At 31.4% G+C, this 23,769-nt stretch carries 21 protein-coding genes and 1 other RNA gene; 19 read left to right on the forward strand and 3 right to left on the reverse strand.

What is annotated here, in order from left to right:
- The first annotated feature begins 20 nt into the window (after positions 1–20).
- Entirely contained in the window at positions 21–647 is a 627-nt protein-coding gene (gene pdxH, locus ACTTA6_RS00320) for a pyridoxamine 5'-phosphate oxidase (RefSeq protein ID WP_440614010.1), read from the forward strand.
- Here the strand turns inward: pdxH and ACTTA6_RS00325 are convergent.
- On the reverse strand, positions 644–1,657 hold the full coding sequence (locus ACTTA6_RS00325) for a polyprenyl synthetase family protein (RefSeq protein ID WP_440614011.1): 1,014 nt from the start codon (positions 1,655–1,657) through the stop codon (positions 644–646). The genes pdxH and ACTTA6_RS00325 overlap by 4 nt on opposite strands.
- A 114-nt stretch (positions 1,658–1,771) precedes the next feature.
- Between ACTTA6_RS00325 and ACTTA6_RS00330 the strand changes: the two genes are divergently transcribed.
- The 5 genes from ACTTA6_RS00330 to ACTTA6_RS00350 are packed head-to-tail and all read left to right on the forward strand — an operon-like array spanning position 1,772 to position 8,380.
- Complete coding sequence (locus tag ACTTA6_RS00330; protein WP_440614012.1) at positions 1,772–2,575, forward strand: S49 family peptidase; 804 nt, start codon at positions 1,772–1,774, stop codon at positions 2,573–2,575.
- A complete protein-coding gene (locus ACTTA6_RS00335) occupies positions 2,541–3,437 on the forward strand; it encodes a glycine--tRNA ligase subunit alpha (protein WP_440614013.1) in 897 nt (298 codons plus the stop codon). The genes ACTTA6_RS00330 and ACTTA6_RS00335 overlap by 35 nt, the downstream gene beginning before the upstream one ends.
- Positions 3,437–5,503: a glycine--tRNA ligase subunit beta gene (gene glyS, locus ACTTA6_RS00340; protein WP_440614014.1), complete on the forward strand. Its 2,067-nt coding sequence runs from the start codon at positions 3,437–3,439 to the stop codon at positions 5,501–5,503. Before ACTTA6_RS00335 ends, glyS begins: the two co-directional genes overlap by 1 nt.
- On the forward strand, positions 5,503–8,163 hold the full coding sequence (ppdK, locus tag ACTTA6_RS00345) for a pyruvate, phosphate dikinase (RefSeq protein WP_440614015.1): 2,661 nt from the start codon (positions 5,503–5,505) through the stop codon (positions 8,161–8,163). The genes glyS and ppdK overlap by 1 nt, the downstream gene beginning before the upstream one ends.
- A 10-nt stretch (positions 8,164–8,173) precedes the next feature.
- Entirely contained in the window at positions 8,174–8,380 is a 207-nt protein-coding gene (locus ACTTA6_RS00350) for a DUF1737 domain-containing protein (RefSeq protein ID WP_440614016.1), read from the forward strand.
- Here the strand turns inward: ACTTA6_RS00350 and ssrA are convergent.
- Positions 8,381–8,679: a transfer-messenger RNA gene (ssrA, locus tag ACTTA6_RS00355) on the reverse strand.
- Positions 8,680–8,683: 4 nt separating this feature from the next.
- Here ssrA and thyX point away from each other — a divergent pair.
- Positions 8,684–9,631 carry an FAD-dependent thymidylate synthase gene (gene thyX / locus ACTTA6_RS00360; RefSeq protein WP_440614017.1) on the forward strand — a complete coding sequence of 316 codons (948 nt, stop codon included), beginning with the start codon at positions 8,684–8,686 and terminating at the stop codon, positions 9,629–9,631.
- On the opposite strand, the gene ACTTA6_RS00365 is transcribed toward thyX, so the two are convergent.
- On the reverse strand, positions 9,612–10,436 hold the full coding sequence (locus tag ACTTA6_RS00365; protein ID WP_440614018.1) for an Mrp/NBP35 family ATP-binding protein: 825 nt from the start codon (positions 10,434–10,436) through the stop codon (positions 9,612–9,614). The genes thyX and ACTTA6_RS00365 overlap by 20 nt on opposite strands.
- Positions 10,437–10,487: 51 nt before the next feature.
- On the opposite strand from ACTTA6_RS00365, the gene hflK reads away from it, so the two are divergent.
- The 12 genes from hflK to ACTTA6_RS00425 all read left to right on the forward strand — a co-directional run bounded on the left by hflK (position 10,488) and on the right by ACTTA6_RS00425 (position 23,691).
- A complete protein-coding gene (hflK, locus tag ACTTA6_RS00370; protein WP_262590309.1) occupies positions 10,488–11,594 on the forward strand; it encodes an FtsH protease activity modulator HflK in 1,107 nt (368 codons plus the stop codon).
- Complete coding sequence (gene hflC, locus ACTTA6_RS00375) at positions 11,595–12,467, forward strand: protease modulator HflC (protein WP_440614019.1); 873 nt, start codon at positions 11,595–11,597, stop codon at positions 12,465–12,467.
- A 7-nt stretch (positions 12,468–12,474) separates the two neighbouring features.
- Positions 12,475–12,660 (forward strand): DUF2065 domain-containing protein, encoded by a 186-nt coding sequence (locus ACTTA6_RS00380; RefSeq protein WP_262590311.1) that lies wholly within the window; start codon positions 12,475–12,477, stop codon positions 12,658–12,660.
- Between the two features lies 1 nt (position 12,661).
- The gene (locus ACTTA6_RS00385; RefSeq protein ID WP_440614020.1) at positions 12,662–14,077 is read left to right on the forward strand and encodes a Do family serine endopeptidase; all 1,416 of its coding nucleotides are present in this window, start codon (positions 12,662–12,664) and stop codon (positions 14,075–14,077) included.
- A gap of 2 nt (positions 14,078–14,079) precedes the next feature.
- Positions 14,080–14,988 carry a tRNA (adenosine(37)-N6)-dimethylallyltransferase MiaA gene (miaA, locus tag ACTTA6_RS00390; protein WP_440614021.1) on the forward strand — a complete coding sequence of 303 codons (909 nt, stop codon included), beginning with the start codon at positions 14,080–14,082 and terminating at the stop codon, positions 14,986–14,988.
- 52 nt (positions 14,989–15,040) lie between these two features.
- A complete protein-coding gene (locus ACTTA6_RS00395) occupies positions 15,041–16,807 on the forward strand; it encodes an acetolactate synthase 3 large subunit (RefSeq protein ID WP_440614022.1) in 1,767 nt (588 codons plus the stop codon).
- 5 nt (positions 16,808–16,812) lie between these two features.
- On the forward strand, positions 16,813–17,361 hold the full coding sequence (gene ilvN / locus ACTTA6_RS00400; protein ID WP_440614023.1) for an acetolactate synthase small subunit: 549 nt from the start codon (positions 16,813–16,815) through the stop codon (positions 17,359–17,361).
- Positions 17,362–17,378: 17 nt separating this feature from the next.
- Entirely contained in the window at positions 17,379–18,401 is a 1,023-nt protein-coding gene (gene ilvC, locus ACTTA6_RS00405; RefSeq protein ID WP_075506263.1) for a ketol-acid reductoisomerase, read from the forward strand.
- An 80-nt stretch (positions 18,402–18,481) separates the two neighbouring features.
- Positions 18,482–20,044, forward strand: coding sequence for an ABC transporter substrate-binding protein (locus tag ACTTA6_RS00410; RefSeq protein WP_262590316.1), 1,563 nt, complete (start codon positions 18,482–18,484; stop codon positions 20,042–20,044).
- Positions 20,045–20,106: 62 nt separating this feature from the next.
- On the forward strand, positions 20,107–21,090 hold the full coding sequence (locus ACTTA6_RS00415) for an ABC transporter permease (protein WP_440614024.1): 984 nt from the start codon (positions 20,107–20,109) through the stop codon (positions 21,088–21,090).
- Positions 21,083–22,015 (forward strand): ABC transporter permease, encoded by a 933-nt coding sequence (locus ACTTA6_RS00420; RefSeq protein WP_440614025.1) that lies wholly within the window; start codon positions 21,083–21,085, stop codon positions 22,013–22,015. The genes ACTTA6_RS00415 and ACTTA6_RS00420 overlap by 8 nt, the downstream gene beginning before the upstream one ends.
- Positions 22,012–23,691 (forward strand): dipeptide ABC transporter ATP-binding protein, encoded by a 1,680-nt coding sequence (locus tag ACTTA6_RS00425; protein WP_440614026.1) that lies wholly within the window; start codon positions 22,012–22,014, stop codon positions 23,689–23,691. The genes ACTTA6_RS00420 and ACTTA6_RS00425 overlap by 4 nt, the downstream gene beginning before the upstream one ends.
- Positions 23,692–23,769: the final 78 nt, after the last annotated feature.

The raw sequence follows: 23,769 nt of genomic DNA on the forward strand, positions 1-23,769 counted from the left end.
TAGATTATTTTGTTTAAATTATGAATGAAAAAAACCAACTTGGTATCAACAGCTGCTTTTTAAATTTAGATGACCCAATTAAGTTATTTGAAATATGGATGGAAAAAGCTAAACAGACTGAACCAAATGATCCAAATGCAGTTGCGTTAGCAACTTCAAGTAAAAATAATGTTCCATCCGTCAGAATGGTGCTCCTTAAGGATTTTAATAAAGATGGATTTGTTTTCTACACTAATTTAAATAGTCGAAAAGGTAATGAACTAAAGGAAAATCCTAACGCTTCAATGTGTTTTCATTGGAAAAGTCTCTTAAGACAAATCAGAATTACTGGAACTGTATCATTAGTTTCTGATGATATTGCAGATGAATATTATTCCTCGAGAGCATATGAAAGTAGAATTGGTGCATGGGCATCAAATCAGAGCCAAGAATTAAAAAACAGAGATGAATTAATAAATTCAATTAAGGTATATAAAAATAAATATTCTGATGAAACAAAAGTTCCTAGACCAAAACACTGGTCTGGATGGAATTTAAATCCACAAAATATAGAGTTTTGGCTAGATGGAGAAAATAGAATTCATGAAAGATTACTTTATACAAAAAGCCAGAATGGATTATGGAATAAAGCTTTATTAAGTCCTTAAAAATTTCTCGCCAAACTGAAAGATGTAAGTTTTTTAAGAATTTCTTTTTCTTTAGTATCCCTGAACACACTTAAAGAATTTGATGCTAAATTAATATAGTGCTGAGCTTTTTGGTAGCACTCATTTATAATCTTATATTTATTCATCAAAGATATAATATTATTAAAATCTTCTTTTGTTCTCTCTTTTTTATTAAACACTTCTTTTAGTTTATTTTTTTCATTATTTTCTAGTTTTTGGTAAAGCAAGATTATTGGTAAAGTTACTTTTCCTTCAAAAAAATCTTTTCCTATTTTTTTTCCAAACAACTTTAATTCAGAATTATAATCTAATGTGTCATCTGCAATTTGAAAAGTTAACCCTAAATTTTTTCCATAAAATTCTAGCGCATCTTTTTCTTTATTTTCTACTTCAGCTAAAATTGCACCTACTTTTGTTGAAGCAGCAAATAGTTCTGCAGTTTTAGCAGAGATAATTTTTAGGTATGTTTCCTCAAGCATATCAACTTCATTATTATGTTGAAGTTGTAATACTTCTCCCTGGGCAATTTTAGATGAAGTTGATGATAATAATTTTAGTACCTCTAAGTTTCCATCTTCAACCATCATCTCAAAACATCTACTTAAGAGATAATCTCCAATTAAAACAGAGGAATGATTGCTCCAAATTTTATTTAACGTTCCTTTACCTCTTCTAATCTCGCCTTCATCGATAACATCATCATGCATCAAAGTTGCACTGTGAATAAGTTCTACACAAGCTGCTAAATTTATATCTCTTGACCCTTTAGAGTAACCACATAACTTAGCACTTCCTAATGTTAATAAAGCTCTAAGTCTTTTGCCACCAGTTTCTATATGATAATTAGTCATTTTTTGAACTAATTGAACATCACTAATTAATTTAGATTTTATTCTTTCTTCAGTCAAAGCTAGTTTTTCTTCAACAGAATCCCTCAATTGGAAATATGAATTATTTATCTGGTTTTTAAGCTGTACTACAGTTCCCATATTAATTTTAAATTATTATAAATAAGCTATATTTATTACTTATCATTTGACGCACCTATTTCTTCAATTATAAGTAGTCTTTATAATCAACTAAATATTCTGTAAGAAATAAATATGTTCTCCTTTTTAAAAAAGAAAAAAATTGTTTCACATATTAAATTAAATGGTGTCATTGGTAATGCTGGTAAATTTAAGCAAGGTATTGATTTTGCAGGACAGGAAGAAATTATTAAAAAAGCTTTTTCACTAAAAAAAGCTGCTGCAGTAGCAATATCAATCAATTCTCCAGGAGGTTCACCTGTACAGTCACATTTAATTTATAGTTTTATTCGTCAGCAAGCTAAAAAAAGTAATAAGAAAGTTATTTTTTTTGCAGAAGATGTTGCTGCATCTGGGGGATATCTTATCTCATGTGCTGGAGATGAAATTTATGCAAATTCAAGTTCAATTATTGGGTCTATAGGGGTTATATATTCATCATTTGGTTTTACTGAATTAATCAAGAAAATAGGCGTTGAGAGAAGAGTTCACACAGCTGGAAAGAATAAGAGCACACTTGATCCTTTTATGGAAGAAAAGGAAGAAGACATTCAAAGACTAAAAAATATTCAATTAGATTTACACCAAGATTTCATAAATATTGTTGAAAAAAGTCGTGGAGCAAAATTAAATAAAACAGAAGTAGAATTATTTTCTGGTGAATTTTGGTCAGGTTCAAGAGCTAAGAAATTAGGATTAATAGATGGCATAGGAGATGCACATGAAATCTTAAAAGAAAAGTATGGTGAAGATGTAGTAATTAAAAAATTTGAAAAAACAAAAGGGTGGTTAAGTCAAAAACTTTCATCTTCAAATCATATTGACCAATTTGCAAATATTTTAGATGAAAGATCAATCTGGCAAAGATATGGTTTCTAAATCAAAAGAAAAAATTCTTACATTTCAAGATACAATTTTAAATCTTCAAAAGTTTTGGAGCAAAAAGGGATGTGTAGTTCTCCAACCTTATGACATGGAAGTAGGAGCAGGTACATTTCATCCAGCAACTACATTGAGGTCATTAGGGACTAAACCTTGGAAGACAGCATATGTGCAGCCATCAAGAAGACCTACAGATGGAAGGTATGGAGATAATCCAAATAGACTTCAACATTATTATCAGTTTCAAGTTCTTATAAAACCTTCACCTGAAAATATTAAAAAACTTTACCTTAATAGTTTATCATCTATAGGAATTAATCATTCAGATCATGATATTAGATTTGTGGAAGACGACTGGGAAAGTCCAACATTGGGTGCTGCTGGTCTTGGTTGGGAGGTATGGTGTGATGGCATGGAAATTACTCAATTTACTTATTTTCAACAGATGGCAGGATTTGAGTGTAAACCTGTTTCTGTAGAAATTACATATGGATTAGAAAGAATATGTATGTTTATTCAGCAGCAAAAAAATGTCTACGATCTGTTATGGAATGATGATGGTGTAAAATATAAAGAAGTATTTCATCAAGCTGAGAGAGAATTTTCGGCATATAATTTTGAACATGCAAATGTAGAGTCACTTTTTAAAATGTTTGATATGCACGAGTTGGAAGCAAAGTCATTAGTTGAAAAAAAAATTTCATTACCAGCTTATGATCAATGTTTAAAAGCAAGTCATGTATTTAATATATTAGATGCACGTGGAGCAATTAGCGTTGCTCAAAGAGCAGGATATATTGCAAGAATAAGAGATATTACAAAATCAGCTGCTAGTATTTGGTTAGATAGTCAAAAATAATGTCTGAATTTTTCTTAGAATTGTTTAGCGAGGAAATACCTTCAAATTTACAAAAAAATTTAAGAGAAAATTTACTAAAAAGTTTTAATGAATTTTTTTTAGAAAAATCTATTAAATTTAAAAATAGTTCGTCTTACTCAACACCCAATAGATTGTTAATTTTGTTTGAGGGGGTTGAAAAGAAGATAGTTTTAAAATCTGAAGAAATAAAAGGTCCGAGTACAAAGTCTCCGGATGCTGCGTTGGACGGATTTGCGAGATCAAATGCTGTTTCAAAAAAAGAATTGTTTATAAAAAAAACAGATAAAGGTGAGTTCTATTTTTACAAAACTAGATCAAAAAAATTAGATACTCATACTTTATTAGAAGGAGCCATACCTCAAATACTGAATAAAATTCAATGGAAAAAATCAATGAAATGGTCAAATTATGAACTATTATGGGGTAGGCCGTTAAAATCTATCTTATCCATCTTTGATAAAAAAAAACTAAATTTTAAATTTCATCATTTCATTTCATCTAACTCGACATTTGTAGATCAAGAATTTGAAGAAAAGAAAAAACTATTTTCAGACTTTAAAACATATAAAAATTTTTTCAAAAAAATGGATATACTTATCGATCACACTGAGAGAAAAGATTTAATAGAAAAAAAATTCGATATTATTTTAAAAAAAAGAAATATAAATATTGACAGCAATCCCAAGCTTCTTCAGGAAGTAGTCGATTTAACTGACCAACCTAACGTAATTGTTTGTGAATTTGATAAAAAATTTTTAAATATACCCAAAGAGATTTTAATACTAACCATGCAATATCACCAAAAGTATTTTCCTACTTTTGATAAAAAAGGAAACATTACAAATCAATTTTTGGTAGTAGCAAATAATAAAGATAAAAAAGGATTAATTAAACTAGGAAATGAAAGAGTAGTTGAAGCAAGATTAAGTGATGCAGAATTTTTCTGGCAGAAAGATAAAGCTCAAAACATGGTCAAAAAAATTTCTGATTTAAAATTAATGAATTATTTCAAAGGTCTTGGAAATTATTTTGATAAAGCTCAAAGAATGAGAAAGCTAGGTGCTATTATTTCTGATGAGTTATTAATTAGTAAAGAAAAAGTGGAATTATCAGCATCGATTAGCAAAGTAGACTTGTTATCTGAATTGGTTGGTGAATTTCCAGAACTTCAAGGGATTATGGGAGGTTATTTTGCAAGTATGCAAGGTTTTGATAAAGAAATATCATTTGCTGTTAGCGAGCAATATTTACCCATTGGATCTGGAACAAAAATTCCAAAAAAACCTTATAGCATTGCTTTATCCTTAGCTGACAAGATTGATACTTTAGTTGGATTTTTTGGCGTAAACCAAAAACCAACAAGTTCCAAGGATCCTTTTGCCTTAAGAAGATTAGCATTAGGGATTGTTAGAATTATGATAGAAAATAAAAAAGATTTTAAAATTAGAGATTTAATAAATTATTCTTCAAGTTTGTATCAGGATCAAGGATTTGAATTTGAGAATAAATCTTTACAAAAAGAATTACTAGATTTTCTTTTAGAGAGATTGAAATATTATATGAAGGAGGAAAATATCCGAAACGATATAATACAAGCTTCAATAAGTTCCTCTAACTTAGATCAATCTGTAATTATTTTTAATAAAGCAAAAAATTTAAATAAAATAATAAATAAACAAAACGGAATTGATATTATTTCAAGCTATAAAAGAGCATCAAATATTCTAGAAAGTGAATTAAAAAAGGATAAAATTGAATTATCTAATACAACTGACCCTGGTATTTTTAAAACTGAGCTTGAAAAAAATTTATTTAAAAAAATTAATGAATTGAGGAAATATTTTTCTAGTATTAATAATGATGAAAATTTTGTTCAAACATTGGACAATTTAGCAAGTATTAAAAGAGAGGTATTTGATTTTTTTGATAATGTAATTGTGAATGAGGATGATCTGATAATTAAGAAAAATAGGCTAGAACTAATTCAAATGATGTGTAAAACATTCGACAATTATGTTAACTTTTCTTTAATCGAGTCTAGCTAATGACGAAACTCATATTAAACTTTAATTCGAAACAATCTAAAAGTATTAAAAATCCAAAAAATTTTTTAGGTGGCAAAGGTGCTAATCTTTCTGAAATGGGCAGAATGGGTTTGCCAGTTCCCCCTGGTTTTACAATATCCACTAAAGTTTGTGAGATTTTTTATAAAGATAAAAAAAAATTGAATAAAAATTTAATTTCTCAAATTAAAAAAGAATTAAAAAATATAGAAAAAGATGTTTCTAAAAAATTTGGAGACTTAAAAAATCCTTTGTTATTATCGGTTAGATCAGGTGCTAGAGTATCTATGCCAGGAATGATGGATACAATTCTCAATTTAGGTTTAAATGATAAAACAGTAAACGCGTTAGCTTTGAAAACTTCCAATGGGCGATTTGCCAAAGATAGTTACAGACGATTTATTCAAATGTATGGAAACGTTGTGATGGGTGTAGAGGGCTATCATTTTGAAGAGTTAATTGAAAATTATAAATTAACAAAAGGTGTTTTGTTAGATACAGACTTAGATGAAAATGATTGGGATGGTTTAATTGATGATTTTAAAAGAACAGTAAAAGAAAAAACAAAAAAAGAATTTCCTCAAGATGTGTTTCAACAACTATTTGGAGCAATTAGTGCTGTATTTTTATCATGGGAAAGTAATAGAGCAAAAGTCTATAGAAAGTTAAATCAAATACCAGCAGAATGGGGAACAGCAGTCAACGTTCAATCAATGGTTTTTGGTAATATGGGTGATGATTGTGCTACCGGAGTTGTATTTACAAGAAATCCATCAGATGGATCAAATGAAATATATGGTGAGTACTTAATTAATGCACAAGGAGAGGATGTTGTTGCTGGTACAAGAACACCTCAATACATAACTAAGAAGGCAAGAAAAAATGCTAAAGTTGAAGAACCTTCAATGGAGGAGTCTTTGCCAAAAGTTTTCAAAGAATTAAAAAAAATTTTAAAAAAATTGGAAAAACATTACAAAGATATGCAAGATGTAGAATTTACGGTTGAGAATAATAAGCTGTGGATGCTTCAAACTAGATCGGGAAAAAGAACTGCGAAATCTGCGGTAAAGATTGCAGTAGATATGGTTAAGGAAAAATTAATATCAAAAAAAGAAGCAGTATTAAGAATTGATCCAAACTCTTTAGATACACTTTTGCACCCTACGCTTGATGAAAAAAGTACAATCAATGTAATAGCAAATGGTTTGCCTGCATCTCCAGGAGCAGCAAGTGGGAAAGTGGTTTTTACCTCAGAAGAAGCAGAAAGATTAACTTCTATGATGCAAGACACTATTTTAGTAAGAGTAGAAACGTCCCCTGAGGATATACAAGGAATGCATGCTGCAAAAGGAATTTTGACGGCCAGAGGAGGAATGACGAGTCATGCTGCTGTAGTTGCAAGGGGCATGGGAAGACCATGCGTATCTGGTTCAAGTGAAATTGAAATAAATTATGAGATGAAGACATTTAAAACATCTTCAATGGAAATTAAAGAAGGGGACGTCATTACTATAGATGGATCAACCGGTAGAATTATATCAGGAAGTGTGGCAACAGTTAAACCAGAGATATCTGGAGATTTTTCCAAGATAATGACTTGGGCAGATAGTTTTAGAAAATTGAATATTAGAACAAATTCTGAAACACCTAGGGATACCAAAACAGCAAAAGATTTTGGAGCTGAAGGAATTGGTCTTTGCAGAACAGAACATATGTTTTTTGATGAAGAAAGAATTTTATCAGTAAGGGAAATGATTTTATCAAAGACTAAAGAAGATAGATCAATTGCATTAAAAAAACTTTTACCTCATCAAAAAGAAGATTTTATAGAAATATTTAAAATTATGAGTGGATTGCCAGTTACAGTAAGATTGTTAGATCCACCTCTTCACGAGTTTTTGCCTCGAACAGATAAAGAAATTAATGAAGTTGCAAATATTGTTAATCTTCCAGTAAAAGAAGTAGAATCTAGAATTGATGAATTGCATGAACAAAATCCCATGTTGGGTCATAGGGGATGTAGACTTGGAATATCTTTTCCTGAAATATATGAAATGCAATGTAGAGCAATATTTGAAGCTCTAGCAGAGCTCAAAAAAGAAAAAATTAGATCTGCTTTTCCAGAAATTATGATCCCATTAGTATCTACTGAAGCAGAAATAAAAATTATGAAAGATTTAGTAATTAGAATTGCAAGTGAAGTTCAAAAAGAGCATAAATTAAAAATTGAGTTTATGGTAGGTACGATGATTGAGCTTCCTAGAGCAGCTATAAAAGCCAAAGATATTGCAAAACATGCTGAATTTTTTAGCTTTGGGACTAATGATTTAACTCAAACTACATTTGGAATAAGCAGAGATGATAGTGGAAAATTTTTAAATGATTATATAGATAATAAAATTTTTTCAATTGATCCGTTTATTTCGATAGATGATGGAGTTGGAGATTTAATCAAAATAGCTGTTGAAAAGGGAAAAAGTCAAAATAAAAATATTAAACTTGGAATTTGTGGAGAACACGGTGGTGATCCTAACAGTATTTTATTTTGCTCAAAAGCTGGATTAAATTACGTTTCTTGTTCTCCGTACAGAGTTCCTGTAGCAAGATTGGCTGCTGCACAAGCCGAATTAAAAGATAAATAGAGAGAATTTTATGAAGGGATATAGATTTATTACAGATGATGACACATCAAAATTTTGTCACCGTGTTTCTGAAGCATTGTCAAATGGTTGGACTTTATATGGAGAGCCAAAAATGACATTTGATAAAAAAAGAGGTGTTATGCGTTGTGGACAAGCAGTCATAAAAAATTCACCTAAAAAAAAATACTCAAAAAAAATTAATTTATCATCAATTTAAAGTAGGGGGCGTTCTGTTGCCAGGTGCCCCGGACCCCGTGCTTAATTAACTAAGTTAATTATGCAGCAAGTGCGTAACTTTCGTTAGCAATTATAAATTAGCCCGTTACGGTGGAACAATCCCGAACGAAAGAATAGCCTTTAGTCACCCGTCGATTCTAGTTCACCCCCGTAAGTTGTAATGGTGGAGGTGGTGGGTACTGCCCCCACGTCCGCAATGGTTATTACGAAATTCGTTTATCGTCGTAGTTGGAAATCCAACATTAATAATATAAAAGTAATTACAACAGATTCAATAACAATCATGAAATTAACAAAAGAACAATCAGAAGAAATAAAAAACCAGCAATCCCAAAGCAATCAAACTAAAAGAGTTACCGCTCCAGAGCTTGAAAAAATACTCTACGAAGCGCTGCCAGCATTAGATCATGGATTTGTAAGAGTAGTTGATTATATGGGTGATGACACGTCTATAGTTCAGTCAGCAAGAGTATCTTATGGAAAAGGGACAAAGCAAGTTTCAACAGATAAAGGTTTAATAAAATACTTGATGAGACATTGGCACAGCACACCATTTGAAATGTGTGAAATAAAATATCATATTAAACTTCCAATATTTATTGCAAGGCAGTGGATCAGACATAGAACTGCCAACGTAAATGAATACTCCGCAAGATATTCAATTTTAGATAAAGAATTTTATTTACCAACTAAAGAAAATTTAGCAGCGCAATCTACTAGCAACCGACAAGGAAGAGGAGATGTCCTTGAAGGAAAACAAGCAGAAGAAGTTTTAGAACTTTTGAAAAGTGATGCAGAGAGAACTTATGACAATTATGAAACAATGCTTAATGAAAGATATGATGGTTCAACAATTGACGAGAATAAAAAAGGATTAGCAAGAGAACTTGCAAGAATGAACCTAACATTAAATACCTATACCCAGTGGTATTGGAAAACTGATTTATTAAATTTAATGAACTTTTTAAGGTTAAGAGCTGATAGTCACGCTCAGTATGAAATTAGAGTTTATGCAGACATAATGTTAGATACAGTTAAAAAATGGGTACCGATTACTTATGATGCATTTATGGATTACAGAGTAGGAGGAACAGAGGTTTCTGCTAAGGGAAAAGTTATAATTCAAAAACTTATTAAAGGTGAAAATGTAGATGTTGAAAGCTCAGGTCTATCTAAAAGAGAATGGAATGAATTGATGGCTGCTTTTGATCTTAAAGATAAGTTGATTTAATCTTCTCAGCAAAATCTAGATATATTTTTGAAATTTGATGGTCTGGGTTTAATTCGACTATTGGTTTTCCTTGGTCACCAGAATTTCCAACATCAGGATTTATTGGTATTTCACCTAAAAAATCTTTTTGAAATTCTTCTGCTGTTTTTTTTACTCCGCCTTCTCCAAAAATTTTGTACTTCTTGCCATCATCTCCAACAAAAAAACTCATGTTATCAACTAAACCTAAAATTTTAACTCCAAGCTTATCAAACATTTTAATTCCTCTTTTTACATCCAAAAGAGCAACTTCTTGTGGAGTTGATACTATGATTGCACCATCCATTTTAATTTCTTGTGAAAAAGTTAATTGAGTGTCACCAGTTCCTGGAGGCATATCAACAATTATAAAATCTAAATCCTTCCAATTAACCTTCTGAGTAAAAGTTTTAATTGCACTTGTCACCATTGGACCACGCCAAATCATCGGAGTTTGCTGATCTGCTAAAAATCCAATTGACATACATTGAATGTCATACTTTGTTATGGGGTCTAATTTTTGACCGTCACTTTTTGGCTTTTCATTAATATCAAACATTTTTGGAATTGAAGGGCCATAAATATCAGCATCTAACAATCCAACTTTGCATCCAACTTTTTTTAAAGCCAAGGCAAGATTCGTTGCAAATGTAGATTTACCTACACCACCTTTTGCACTCGAGATTGCAATAGTAAACTTAGTTCCTAGAATTGGATTTTTTGTAAAAACTCTAGGCTCCACCTTCTTTTTCATTGCGTCACTTAGTTCTGTCTTTTTATCTGACATAAAACTATCCTTACTTGTTTTTTGCGATAAAGACACTATATACTTTGACATATGTCAGATGATTTCAGAGGCAGAGGCGGAAGCCCATGGGGAACACCTCCAGGAGGTGGTAGCGGAGGTAATGGTTCAGGAAGAGGACCAACACCACCAAACGTAGATGAAATCATAAGAGAGTTTCAAGATAAAATAAGAAAGTTTTTACCTGGTGGAAAATCTTCAGGTGGAAAGTCTATTGGATTAATTTTATTAGTCTTAGCATTTGTATGGCTTGCAAGCGGGCTTTATAGAGTATTACCTGATGAACAAGGTGTTGTTCTTAGATTTGGAAAATTTGTTAAAACTACTCAACCTGGATTGAACTATCATATTCCTTTTCCAGTTGAGACTGTTCAAACTCCAAAAGTAACTAAAGTAAATAGAATCGATATTGGATTTAGGTCTGAAAGAGATAGTGGTTTTTCTACAGGTGGAGGAGTTGCAGATGTTCCTCAAGAAAGTTTAATGCTTACTGGTGATGAAAACATTGTAAATATTGATTTTTCAGTATTTTGGGTAATTAAAGATGCTGGAAATTTTTTATTTAAAATTCAAGATCCTGTAGGAACGGTTAAAGCAGCTGCAGAAACAGCAATGAGAGAGGTAATTGCTAAAAGTGATATTCAACCAATACTGACAGAAGGTAGATCAAGTATTGAGATAGAAACTCAAGAAATTATTCAAAGTATTTTAGATGATTATGAAAGTGGAGTGCAAATTACTCAGGTACAAACTCAAAAAGCTGATCCACCTGATCAAGTAATTGATGCATTTAGAGATGTTCAGGCTGCAAGAGCAGATATGGAAAGGTCTAAAAACGAAGCTGAAGCTTATGCAAACGATGTGATCCCAAGGGCAAGAGGGGAAGCACAGAAAATTTTACAAGCTGCAGAAGCTTATAAAAAAGAAGTTGTTGCTAAAGCTGAGGGTGAAGCTAGTAGATTTTTAGCAATTTACAATGAGTATGCTAAAGCAAAACAAGTTACACAAGAAAGAATGTTTTTAGAGACAATGGAGACTGTTCTAGCAGATATTAATAAAATTATTATAGATAAAGAATCTGGTTCAGGTGTTGTGCCATATCTACCATTACCAGAGCTTAAAAAGAAAGAGACAAATTAAATGAAAGCTGGAAAAATAGTAGCTGGAATATTAGTTTTAATTGGCGTTGTAGCTTTCCTATCAGTAATTATAGTCAAAGAAGTTAATCAAGCGATTATTCTTCAATTTGGTGATCCAAAAAGAATTATAATGAAACCAGGCTTAAACTTTAAGATTCCATTTATTCAAAACGTTGTTTATTTAGATAAAAGGATTTTAAATTTAGATACCCCGCCAGAGGAAGTAATTGCATCTGACCAAAAAAGATTAATTGTTGATGCTTTTGCGAGATTTCAAATAGTTGATCCTTTGAAATTTTATATTTCTGTTGGAGACGAAAGGGTTGCAAGATCAAGATTGTCTACGATTATAAACTCAAGAATTAGAAATGTTTTGGGTCAAGAAGAATTACAAACTTTGCTATCACAAGATAGATCAAAACAAATGTCTTTGATTAAAGATGGAGTTAATAACGAAGCGCAAAATTTTGGAATAAATATTGTAGATGTAAGAATAAAAAGAGCTGATCTTCCTACAGCGAACAGTGATGCAATTTACAGAAGAATGCAGACTGAGAGGGAAAGAGAAGCAAAGGAATTTAGAGCAAAAGGTGCTGAGATGGCGGTAACAATTACTTCGACTGCTGACAAAGAAGTAACCGTAATATTAGCAGATGCTCAAAAACAATCAGAAATTATGAAGGGAGAAGGTGACGGAGAAAGAAACAAAATTTTCGCTGAAGCTTTTGGAAAAGATCCTGAATTTTTTGCTTTTTATAGATCTATGCAAGCTTATGGTAAAGCATTTAATGCAGGTGAAACATCAATGATCTTGTCTCCTGATAGTGAATTTTTCAAATTTTTTGGAAATATAAATCCTGATATTAAACAGTAGTTTTTAGATGAATGAGCTAGTCATAGCTTTTGGTCTTTTTTTATTTATAGAGGGAATTTTATATGCCTTATTTCCAGCAAAAATGAAAAGTATGCTTAAAAAAATTGAACTTGTTAAAGATAGTCAGCTAAGATCAGGAGGACTTATTTTTGCAGTTATAGGTTTTGTGATAATTTATTTTATTAAAAGTTAATATGAAAAAATTAAAATTTATTGTTTTAACAATTATATTTTCTTTTAGTTTTTCGTTACAATCAAACTCTAGGCCTGTTCCAGCATCATTTGCAGATCTTGCAGAAAAATTGATGCCATCTGTAGTAAATATTTCTACATCGACTACCGTGGTTACAAATAATAACTCTTTTCCATTTCAATTTCCTCCAGGTTCTCCATTTGAAGACATGTTTAAAGAATTTGGAACTCCCCAGGAGAGAAAATCAGCAGCTTTGGGTTCTGGATTTATTATTGATGAGAAGGGAGTAGTGGTTACAAATAATCACGTAATTCAGGATGCTGATGATATTATTGTTAGAGTAAACGGTGACCAAGAATATAAAGCAAAAGTGCTTGGTGCTGATCCTTTAATGGATATTGCGGTATTACAACTAGATACAAAAGATAAGTTTAAACCAGTTGGCTTTGGAGACTCTGATAAAGCAAGAATTGGTGATTGGGTTTTAGCAATTGGAAATCCATTTGGTCTTGGAGGAACAGTAACTGCTGGAATTATTTCAGCAAGGAATAGATCAATTGGATTATCAAGATATGAAGATTTTATTCAAACAGATGCATCAATAAATTCAGGAAATTCAGGTGGACCTTTATTTGATATGGAAGGAAATGTGATTGGAATTAATACAGCTATTCTAGGAAGAAATGGTTCTATTGGTATAGGATTTTCAATTCCATCAAACAGCGCTCAACAAGTAATCAAACAACTTATAGAGTTTGGCGAAACAAAAAGAGGTTGGCTAGGTGTAAGAATTCAAGATGTAACAAAAGAAATTGCTGAAGTTGAAGATCTAGATAAACCAAGAGGTGCTTTAGTTGCAAGCGTTGCCGAAAATAGTCCCTCTGAAAAAGCAGGAATTCAAGCTGGAGATATTATTTTGGAGTTTAATGGAGTTGAGATTAAGCAAATGAAAGAGTTGCCAGCAATTGTTGCAAGAACAGAAGTTGGAAAAAATGTAGATGTAAAAATTTGGAGAAATAAAAAAGAAATAACTAAAAAGGTTTTATTGGGAAGATTAGAAACCTCTGATGATTTTAAAGTAAGTGAAAATCCAAAACAAAATGAAAATAATTTAGATGAAATTGTAGAGAGTTTAAGAATATCAGTAAGACCTTTAACTAAAGAGGATATAAAAAACCGTAAATTACCAAACCAAACTACAGGATTAGTAATTACCAATATGGCTAATAACAGTCCTTTAGTAAACTCAATCGAGATCAATAGCATTATTATTGAAGCTCAGAAGAAAAAAATTAAATCAGCAGATGATTTAAGAGATATCACTGAGAAAGCAATAAACTCAAATCAAAAAACTATTTTAATTGCAATTTATAACAATCAAAATCAACGAAGATATATTGGCGTTAAATTAGATTAGTAATGGATTTGAAATCCAAGATAATTTTAATTTCAGGACCTACAGCATCTGGAAAATCAAGTTTTGCAATTAAACTTGCAAAAAAAATTAATGGAGAAATTATTAATGCAGATAGTATGCAAGTTTATAAGCAACTTAAAATCTTGTCTGCAAGACCTAGTCCAAAAAATTATCAGTCAATAAAACATCATCTATATGGTTTTCAAGATGCAAAGAAAAGTTTTTCAACTGGTGATTGGCTTAAAATTGCAAATAAAAAAATAATTGAAGTTAAAAATAGAAAAAAAGCTCCAATTCTTGTAGGAGGAACTGGGCTTTACTTCAAAGCATTAACTGATGGTTTGGTTCAAATTCCAAACATTCCAATCAAGTTTAGATATCAAATTAGAAATTTAAACAAAAAAATTGGCCAAAATAAATTTTATAAGCAATTATTAAAACTGGACCCTCTTTCAAAAAATAAAATTAATCCAACTGATATTCAAAGATCAATAAGAGCATTTGAAGTTAAAAAGTTTACAAAAAAATCTCTTCATGATTGGTTTAAAAGTACTAAATCAAATTATTTAGAAAAGGATTTCTTTAAAATTTATATCGATTACCCTCGTGAAGAGTTAGTTAAAAGAATTCATCAAAGAACTGGAAAAATGATTAGAATGGGCGCTGTGAATGAGGTCAAAAGATTTCTAAAACTAAAAATTAACGAGCAGATGACTGCATGTAAAGCAATTGGAATAAATGAAATTCAGGAATATTTAGCAAAAGAAAAAAAAATTGATGAAATCAAAGAAAAAATATCAATAAAAACTAGACAATACGCCAAAAGACAAAGCACATGGGCCCGAGGACACATGAGCGATTGGGTTAAATTGAATCCATCTGAGATAAATAAATTTCTAAAAAAAATATAAATTTTCTATACTTAACCTTGACCAATTAGCACAACTTCAGCTAGATTGCGAGATGCCAAAATTATTAACTGGAGCAGAAATTGTATTTAAGTGTCTTGAGGACCAAGACGTAAACCATATTTTTGGTTATCCCGGTGGTGCTGTACTGCCAATATATGACGAATTAAAAAATCATCCATCTATTAAACATATTCTTGTAAGACACGAGCAAGGTGCAGGTCATGCAGCAGAAGGTTATGCCAGATCATCTGGTAAACCTGGTGTAGTTTTGGTTACATCAGGCCCTGGTGCCACTAATGTAGTCACTGCTTTAACTGATGCGTATATGGACTCAGTTCCAATGGTTTGTATTTCGGGTCAAGTCCCAACACACCTAATTGGTACGGATGCATTTCAAGAGTGTGATACAACAGGAATAACAAGACCATGTACAAAGCATAACTGGTTAGTAAAAGATATTAATGATCTTTCAGATGTTATGCATGAAGCATTCAAAGTTGCAACGACAGGAAGACCTGGCCCAGTATTAATTGATATTCCAAAAGACATTCAATTTGCAAAAGCAAAATATAAAAAACCAAAAAAAGAAAAAAGTTTAAATGGAAAATCTCACAATAGGTTTTCAGCTGATGAAATTGACCAATTAATTAATTTAATTAATAAAGCAAAGAAGCCAATAATTTATAGTGGCGGAGGCGTAATTAATTCAGGACCAAAAGCAAGTGAAGCTCTTAGAAAATTTGTTGAACTAACAGGATTTCCAATTACTTCAACTTTGCAAGGCCTAGGTGCTTATCCTGGAGATGATAATCAGTTTTTAGGAATGCTAGGAATGCATGGAACATATGAAGCAAACAATGCAATGCATGACTGTGATTTGTTAATTAATATTGGTGCAAGATTTGATGATCGTATTACTGGAAAAATTGATGAGTTTTCACCTAATTCGAAAAAAGTTCATATTGATATTGATCCATCATCAATTAATAAAATTATTAAAGTAGATCTTGCAATCGTAGGCGATGTAACGAAAGTAATTGATAAAGTAAATAAAACAATTGTTAAAAAGAAAAATGGTAATGGTAAATCAAATAAACCTAATATTGCAAAATGGTGGGAACAAATTCAAAAATGGAGAAATAAAGAGTCTTTAAATTTTATTAATAGTGAAGATAGCATAAAACCTCAGCATGCTGTTCAAAGACTTTATGAATTAACAAAAAATAAAGATACTTATGTAACAACAGAAGTAGGTCAGCATCAAATGTGGGCTGCTCAACACTATAAATTTAATAAACCAAATAGATGGATGACTTCAGGAGGATTAGGAACAATGGGATATGGATTACCTGCAGCTGTTGGAGTTCAAGTAGCTCATCCAGAAAAATTAGTTATTGATATTGCTGGAGAAGCCTCAGTTTTAATGACAATGCAAGAGATGTCTACGGCTGTTCAATACAACTTACCAATAAAGATATTTATTTTAAATAATCAGTACATGGGAATGGTAAGACAGTGGCAAGAGCTGCTTCATGAAAAGAATTATTCTGAAAGTTATTCAGAAGCATTACCAGATTTTATGAAAATGGCTGATGCTTATGGCTGTAAAGGAATTAAGGCTGATAATCCATTAGAGCTAGATGAAAAAATTCAAGAAATGGTTGACCATAATGGTCCTGTTATTTTTGATTGTCGTGTGGATCCAAATGAAAACTGTTTCCCAATGATACCTTCAGGTAAACCCCATAATCAAATGATCTTAGGACCAAACGATCAAGAAGAGAATAAAATAAAAGGAAAAGGCAAAGCCTTAGTTTAATCAAAATGCCAAAATCAAAGTCAGCTTATAGCTCTCCATCTATAAAACAAAAATCAGATACTTATATTTTTGTTGTTTGGGTAGATAACGAGGCGGGTGTTCTGGCGAGAGTGGTTGGTCTGTTTTCTGGAAGAGGTTATAATATTGAGTCTTTGGCAGTAGCAGAAATTGATGCTATCAAAAACATATCTAGAATAACAATTGTAACAACTGGAACACCACAGGTAATTGAACAGATTAGACTGCAATTAACCAAATTAGTTCCTGTGCACAAAGTTGCTGAATTTAAAAGAGACGATAAAGATGTGATTTTTAAAGAGATGGCTCTATTTAAAATTGTAGGTAAAAAAAATAAAATTGAAAAATGTTTAAATGCTTGTAAAAAATTTAACCCAGTAGTATTGGATGAAACAAAATCATCTGCTGTTATTCAAATAACAGCACTTAGAAGAGAGATTGATAAAATGAACAAAAAATTAAAACCCTTGGGACTTATAAGCACTTCAAGAACAGGGGCTGTTGCAATGACAAGAGGTGCAAAAATTTTTAACTAATTAATAGGAGATAAATTATGAAAATGTTTTATGAAAAAGATGCAGATGTAGATTTAATTAAAAATAAAAAAATAGCTATTTTTGGTTATGGAAGCCAAGGCCACGCTCATGCACTTAACCTAAAGGATAGTGGAGTTAAAGAGATTGTTGTTGCATTAAGAGAAGGATCATCAAGTGTTGCTAAAGCTGAATCAAAAGGTTTAAAAGTGATGAACTTATCTGATGCAGCTGCTTGGGCAGATGTTGTTATGATATTAACTCCAGACGAATTACAAGCTGAAATTTATAAAAACCATATTGAACAAAGAGTAAGAGAAGGAACAAGTATTGCTTTTGCTCATGGTTTAAATGTTCACTATGATTTAATTAAAGCAAGAAAAGATTTAGATGTATTTATGGTTGCTCCAAAAGGACCTGGTCACTTGGTAAGAAGCGAATATGAAAAAGGTGGTGGAGTTCCATGTTTGTTTGCAGTTCATCAGGATGGATCTGGTAAAGCAAGAGATTTAGCTCTTTCGTATGCATCGGCAGTAGGCGGAGGAAGATCAGGTATTATTGAAACTACTTTCAAAGACGAAGTTGAAACAGATTTATTTGGTGAACAAACTGTTTTATGTGGTGGTTTAGTTGAACTAATTAAAAATGGATATGAAACTTTAGTTGAAGCTGGTTATGAACCTGAGATGGCATATTTCGAAACAGTTCATGAAGTTAAATTAATTGTTGATTTGATCTATGAAGGTGGAATTGCAAATATGAATTATTCAATTTCAAATACTGCTGAATATGGTGAGTATCAATCTGGTCCAAGAATTATCAATAAGGAAGAAACAAAGAAAAGAATGAAAGAAGTTTTGGCGGATATTCAATCTGGTAAATTTACCAAAGAGTGGATGGATGAGTGCAAAACTGGTCAAAAAAACTTTTTAGCAACTAGAGCGAAATTGGCCGAACATTCTGTAGAAAAAGTTGGGGCAGAGCTAAGAGCCATGATGCCTTGGATAAGTAAGAAAAAATTAGTCGATAGCGATAAAAGTTAATTATTAATAGAATTTTATATCTGTAATAATCTTTTTTTTTCACTTATAATTTTTTTATAAATTTAAAAAAGAGGTTAATTATGAAGGCTAAAAATTTAGTAAGAATATTACTATCATTAGTTCTAGTATTTGGATTTTCTTCAGCATGGGCAAAAACTATCAAATGGTCAATGCAAGGAGACAGTCTTACACTAGATCCACACGCACAAAACGAAGGTCCAACTACTCAAGTATCTAGACAAGTTTATGAAGCTCTTGTTCAAAGAGCTGTAGATATGAAAATTGAACCAGCGTTAGCAAGAAAATGGACAGCTACAGATCCTAATACTTGGATATTTAATTTAAGAGAGGATGTAAAATTTTCTGATGGTTCTAAAATGACATCAGCTGATGTTGTATTTAGTATATTAAGAGCTAAACAAAGAACATCTGATTTCAAAGAATATATCAGCACGATATCTGATGTTAAAGCGGTTGGGGAATATGCTGTTAAAATTACAACAAGCAAACCTAATCCTATACTTTTAAATCAACTGTCAAACATTTTTATAATGTCTAGAGCTTGGTCAGAGGCAAACTTTGCAATGTCTCCTCAGAATTGGGATGCAGGACAAGAAACTTTTTCTGCAACTAATGCTTTGGGAACAGGTCCATTTAAAATTACTTTGAGAGAGCCTAACACAAAAACAGTGTTTAAAAGAAATAAGCATTGGTGGGGTGATATGGAAGATGATGGCATAAAGCAAATTGAGTTACTTCCAATTAAAAATGCTGCAACAAGAGTAGCTGCCTTACTGTCTGGTGAGATTGATTTAGTGACTGATGCACCTGTTCAAGATTTAAAAAGAATTGGTTCTTCTTCAGGACATCAAGTTGTAAGTACACCGCAGATGAGAACAATCTTTTTAGGAATGGATCAAGCAGCAGATAAATTAAGAACTGGAAACACTGGTGATAATCCTTTCAAGAAAAAAGAAGTTAGACAAGCACTTTATCAAGCAATTGACATTGAGGCTATCAAGAAAAAAGTAATGAGAGGTCTAAGTGAGCCAGCTGGAATAATTACATTCCCAGGTGTAAATGGTTACACAGCAGAACTTGATAAAAGATTACCTTATGATGTTGATGCTGCAAAAAAACTTTTAGCTAGCGCAGGTTATCCTAATGGGTTTGATGTTGAACTAAGATGTCCAAACGACAGATATGTAAATGATGAAGCAATTTGTACAGCTGTTGTTGGTATGTTGGGTAAAATTGGAGTTAACGTTAACTTGTTTGCTCAAACAAAAAGTAAACACTTCAAAGAGCTAAAAGATGACCAAGGTGATTTTTATATGCTTGGATGGGGTGTACCAACTTTAGACAGTCATTACGTATTTCATTATTTATATGAAACAGGTGCTAGTTGGAACAAAGTTAACTTCAGTAACCCTGATGTAGATGCTGCAATTAGAGTTATGGAAGGCGAAGTTGATTTAGATAAAAGAAACGCTGCAATCGCAAATGCTTGGAAAATTGTAAAAGATGATATTGCTTATCTTCCTTTACACCACCAAGTAATTTCTTGGGCATCTAAAAGTAACGTGAATGTTCCTATCAGACCTAATAACGAACCGTTATTCAGAGCTGCTAGCGTAAATTAAATTAAAATTATTATAAGCCCCTTAAGTTTATAAGGGGCTTATAAATTTAAAATCCTCATAAATTGATAAAGTATTTTTTTAAAAGATTGTTTCAATCAGCTTTGGTAATGCTAGTTGTTGCCTTTGTCTCTTTTTCCTTGTTCAATTTTGTTGGAGACCCAATAAACAACATGGTCGGAGAAGAAACTTCGGATGAAGAAAGAGCTGAATTAAGAGAAACATTAGGTTTAATGGACCCAATTCATGTTCAATTTTCAAGATTTGTAATCAATGCGTCTAAAGGAGAGTTTGGTATTTCTTATCAATTAAGAAGACCAGTGTCTGAACTGATTGTTGAGAGATTACCAGCTACTATTGAACTTGTTGTAATTTCTGCTTTGATAGCATTAGTGACAGGAACTCTTTTAGGAGTTTATACAGGTATAAATAGAAAAGGTTTTTTAAGTGACTTTGTTTTAGCAATCTCATTGCTTGGAGTGTCACTCCCCACATTTGTAATTGGGATATTATTTATTTACTTATTTGCTGTAATTCTAGGAGTGCTTCCCTCGTTTGGTAGAGGAGAAGTTGTTGACATAGGATTTTGGACAACAGGTTTTTTAACAGTTTCAGGTCTTAAAGCGATAATTCTTCCATCAGTTACATTAAGTCTTTTTCAAATGACATATATCATCAGGCTAGTAAGAGCTGAAATGATGGAAATTTTACAAACTGATTATATAAAATTTGCTCGAGCACGTGGAATTAGTGAAGACAGTATTAAATACAAACATGCGCTAAAAAATGGTTTAATACCTGTAATAACAATTGCTGGAATTAATATTGGAACTTTAATTGCTTTTTCAATTATAACTGAAACTGTTTTTCAATGGCCTGGAATGGGTTTCTTGTTTATTCAAGCTGTTCAGTTTGTAGATATACCAATTATGTCAGCTTATTTAGTTTTTATTGCATTTGTTTTTGTAATGATAAATTTTATAGTTGATATTCTGTATTATTTTATTGATCCAAGGATCAGAGTTAAAGGAGATACAGCAAGTGGATAATAATTTGAGTTTAACAAGATGGGAAAGAATTAAGGATAGCGATATCTATCATAGCTTCATAAAGTCTCCTACGGCAATTATATCCTCAGTAATTTTATTTGTTATTTTTTTCTGTTCTTTTTTTATTGAATTTTTAACACCTTACACTCCTTTTGATCCATCATCTTTATCTTTGATGGATGCATTTACACCTCCGTCTTGGACAGAGGATGGTTTAGCAAAATTTATTCTTGGTACAGATGGTCAAGGAAGAGATATGTTATCAACTATATTATACGGGTGTAGGATATCCCTTATCGTTGGTTTTGCTGCAATTATATTTAGTTTAGTTCTTGGCGTTGGTTTAGGATTAACGGCTGGATATTTTGGTGGCAAATATGAAATGGTAGTAATGAGACTTACAGATGTTCAATTGACTGTACCAAGTATATTAATGGCACTATTGGTTGATGGAATAGCAAGAGGATTAATTTCTAGAGAAATGCATGATGAAATGGCAATCTATGTTTTGATTTTTGCTATTGGAATTTCCGAATGGCCACAGTTTGCAAGAGTATCTAGGGCAGCAACTTTGGTAGAAAAAAATAAAGACTATGTTTCTGCCTCAACGATAATCGGTGTTTCAAATATAGTAATTATGTTTAAACATATTCTACCAAATATTATGAGACCAGTTTTGGTCATCGGTACAATTGGTCTAGCTCTTGCAATCTTGGCAGAGTCGACTTTAAGTTTTTTGGGTGTTGGGGTTCCTCCAACAACTCCTTCTTTGGGTACATTAATAAGATTGGGAAATGATTTTTTATTTTCAGGAGAATGGTGGATTACATTTTTCCCAGCAATTTTTTTGGTGATTTTAGCTTTTTCCATTAACTTATTAGGAGATTGGATGAGAGACACTTTAAATCCAAAATTAAAAAAATGAGTTTTTTAAAAATAAATAATTTAAGTGTTGATTATAAAATGCGTAAAGAGACTGTTTACGCAGCCAAAAACGTTAATATTGAGGTAAATAAGGGTGAAATTTTAGGACTGGTTGGAGAGTCTGGTTCTGGAAAAAGTACTGTTGGAAATGCTATTATTAATTTAATTGATGAACCAGGAAAGGTTTCAGGTGGTTCAGTAATTTTGGGAGACTTAAATATTCATGAAAACTCAGAGAGTATAATTAAATATCGAGGTAATAAAATTGGATTAATATTTCAAGACCCACAAACATCTTTAAATCCAATATTAACAGTTGGTGAACAATTAATTGAAACTATACAAACTCATTTAAATTTAAACAAAGAGGAATCAAAAAATAAATCCATTAATTTACTAAAAGAAGTTGGAATTAAGGATGCTGAAAAAAGATTTAATGATTATCCTCATCAGTTTTCAGGAGGAATGAGACAAAGAGTAGTAATTTCTTTGGCCTTATGTTGCGAACCAGAATTACTGATTGCCGATGAACCTACTACTGCTCTAGATGTTTCTATTCAATCACAGATTTTAGATTTAATTAAAAAATTAACAAAAGAAAGAAACTTAGCTGTGATTTTAATCACTCATGATATGGGTGTTATTGCTGAAACAGCCAATCGTGTAGCTGTGATGAAAAGTGGAAATTTAGTCGAAATTGGTGAAACAAAAAAAATATTAACAACTCCTCAACAAAGTTATACCAAAAGTCTTGTAAGTTCGGTTCCACCTACCAACAAGAAAATTTCAAGATTTGTAATAGTAGAAAAAAACAAAAAAAATAAAGAAAATAATATCAAAATTTTGAATAGATGGACTAAAAAAGAAATTACCAAACAAGATTTAGTTCTAGTTAAAAATCTTAATAAAAGTTTTGATGACAATTTTTTTACAGAAAATTCTAAAAATTCTGTGTTAGCTGTAAATAATGTTTCATTTGAAATAAAAGAAGGTGAGTCATTCGGATTGGTAGGTGAGAGTGGTAGTGGAAAATCAACTATTGCAAAAATGATTGTAAATTTATTTAAACCTTCATCAGGAGATATATTTTTTGATAACACTTGTATTACAAAGATAAAAAATAGGTCTGAACTAATGAAATTTAGAAAACAAATACAAATGATTTTTCAAGATCCCTATTCATCACTAAATGGTAGATTGAAAGTAAAAGATATTATTGCTGAGCCTATTACGCTTCACAATCCTTCGATATCTAATTCTGATCTAAATAATTATGTCTATGATTTATTAGACTCTGTTGAGATGTCTCAAAAATCAGCAGATAGATATCCTCATGAATTTTCTGGTGGTCAAAGACAAAGAATTTCGATCGCGAGAGCTTTAGCAACTCAGCCAAGACTCTTAGTTTGTGATGAACCCACATCTGCATTAGACGTTAGTATTCAAGCACAAATATTAAATTTATTAAAAGATCTTCAAGAGCAATTAAATTTAACTATTTTATTTATTAGCCATGACTTACCGGTTGTAAGACAAATGTGTGATAGAATTGGAGTTCTAAAAGATGGCAAGTTATGTGAAGTTTCAAATACTGAGGATTTATTTTTGAACCCTACTCATGAATACACAAAGGAACTTTTACACTTGATGCCTAAAATTGAGTCTATTTATAATTAATTTTTGTATCACCTAAAATGGACAAAAAAATTTAGCTATTTATACTAATTATTTTGCAATCTCTCTTATAGATTGTAT

It is taken from the genome of Candidatus Pelagibacter sp. HIMB1636 (genome assembly GCF_052047675.1).
GTDB lineage: Bacteria > Pseudomonadota > Alphaproteobacteria > Pelagibacterales > Pelagibacteraceae > Pelagibacter.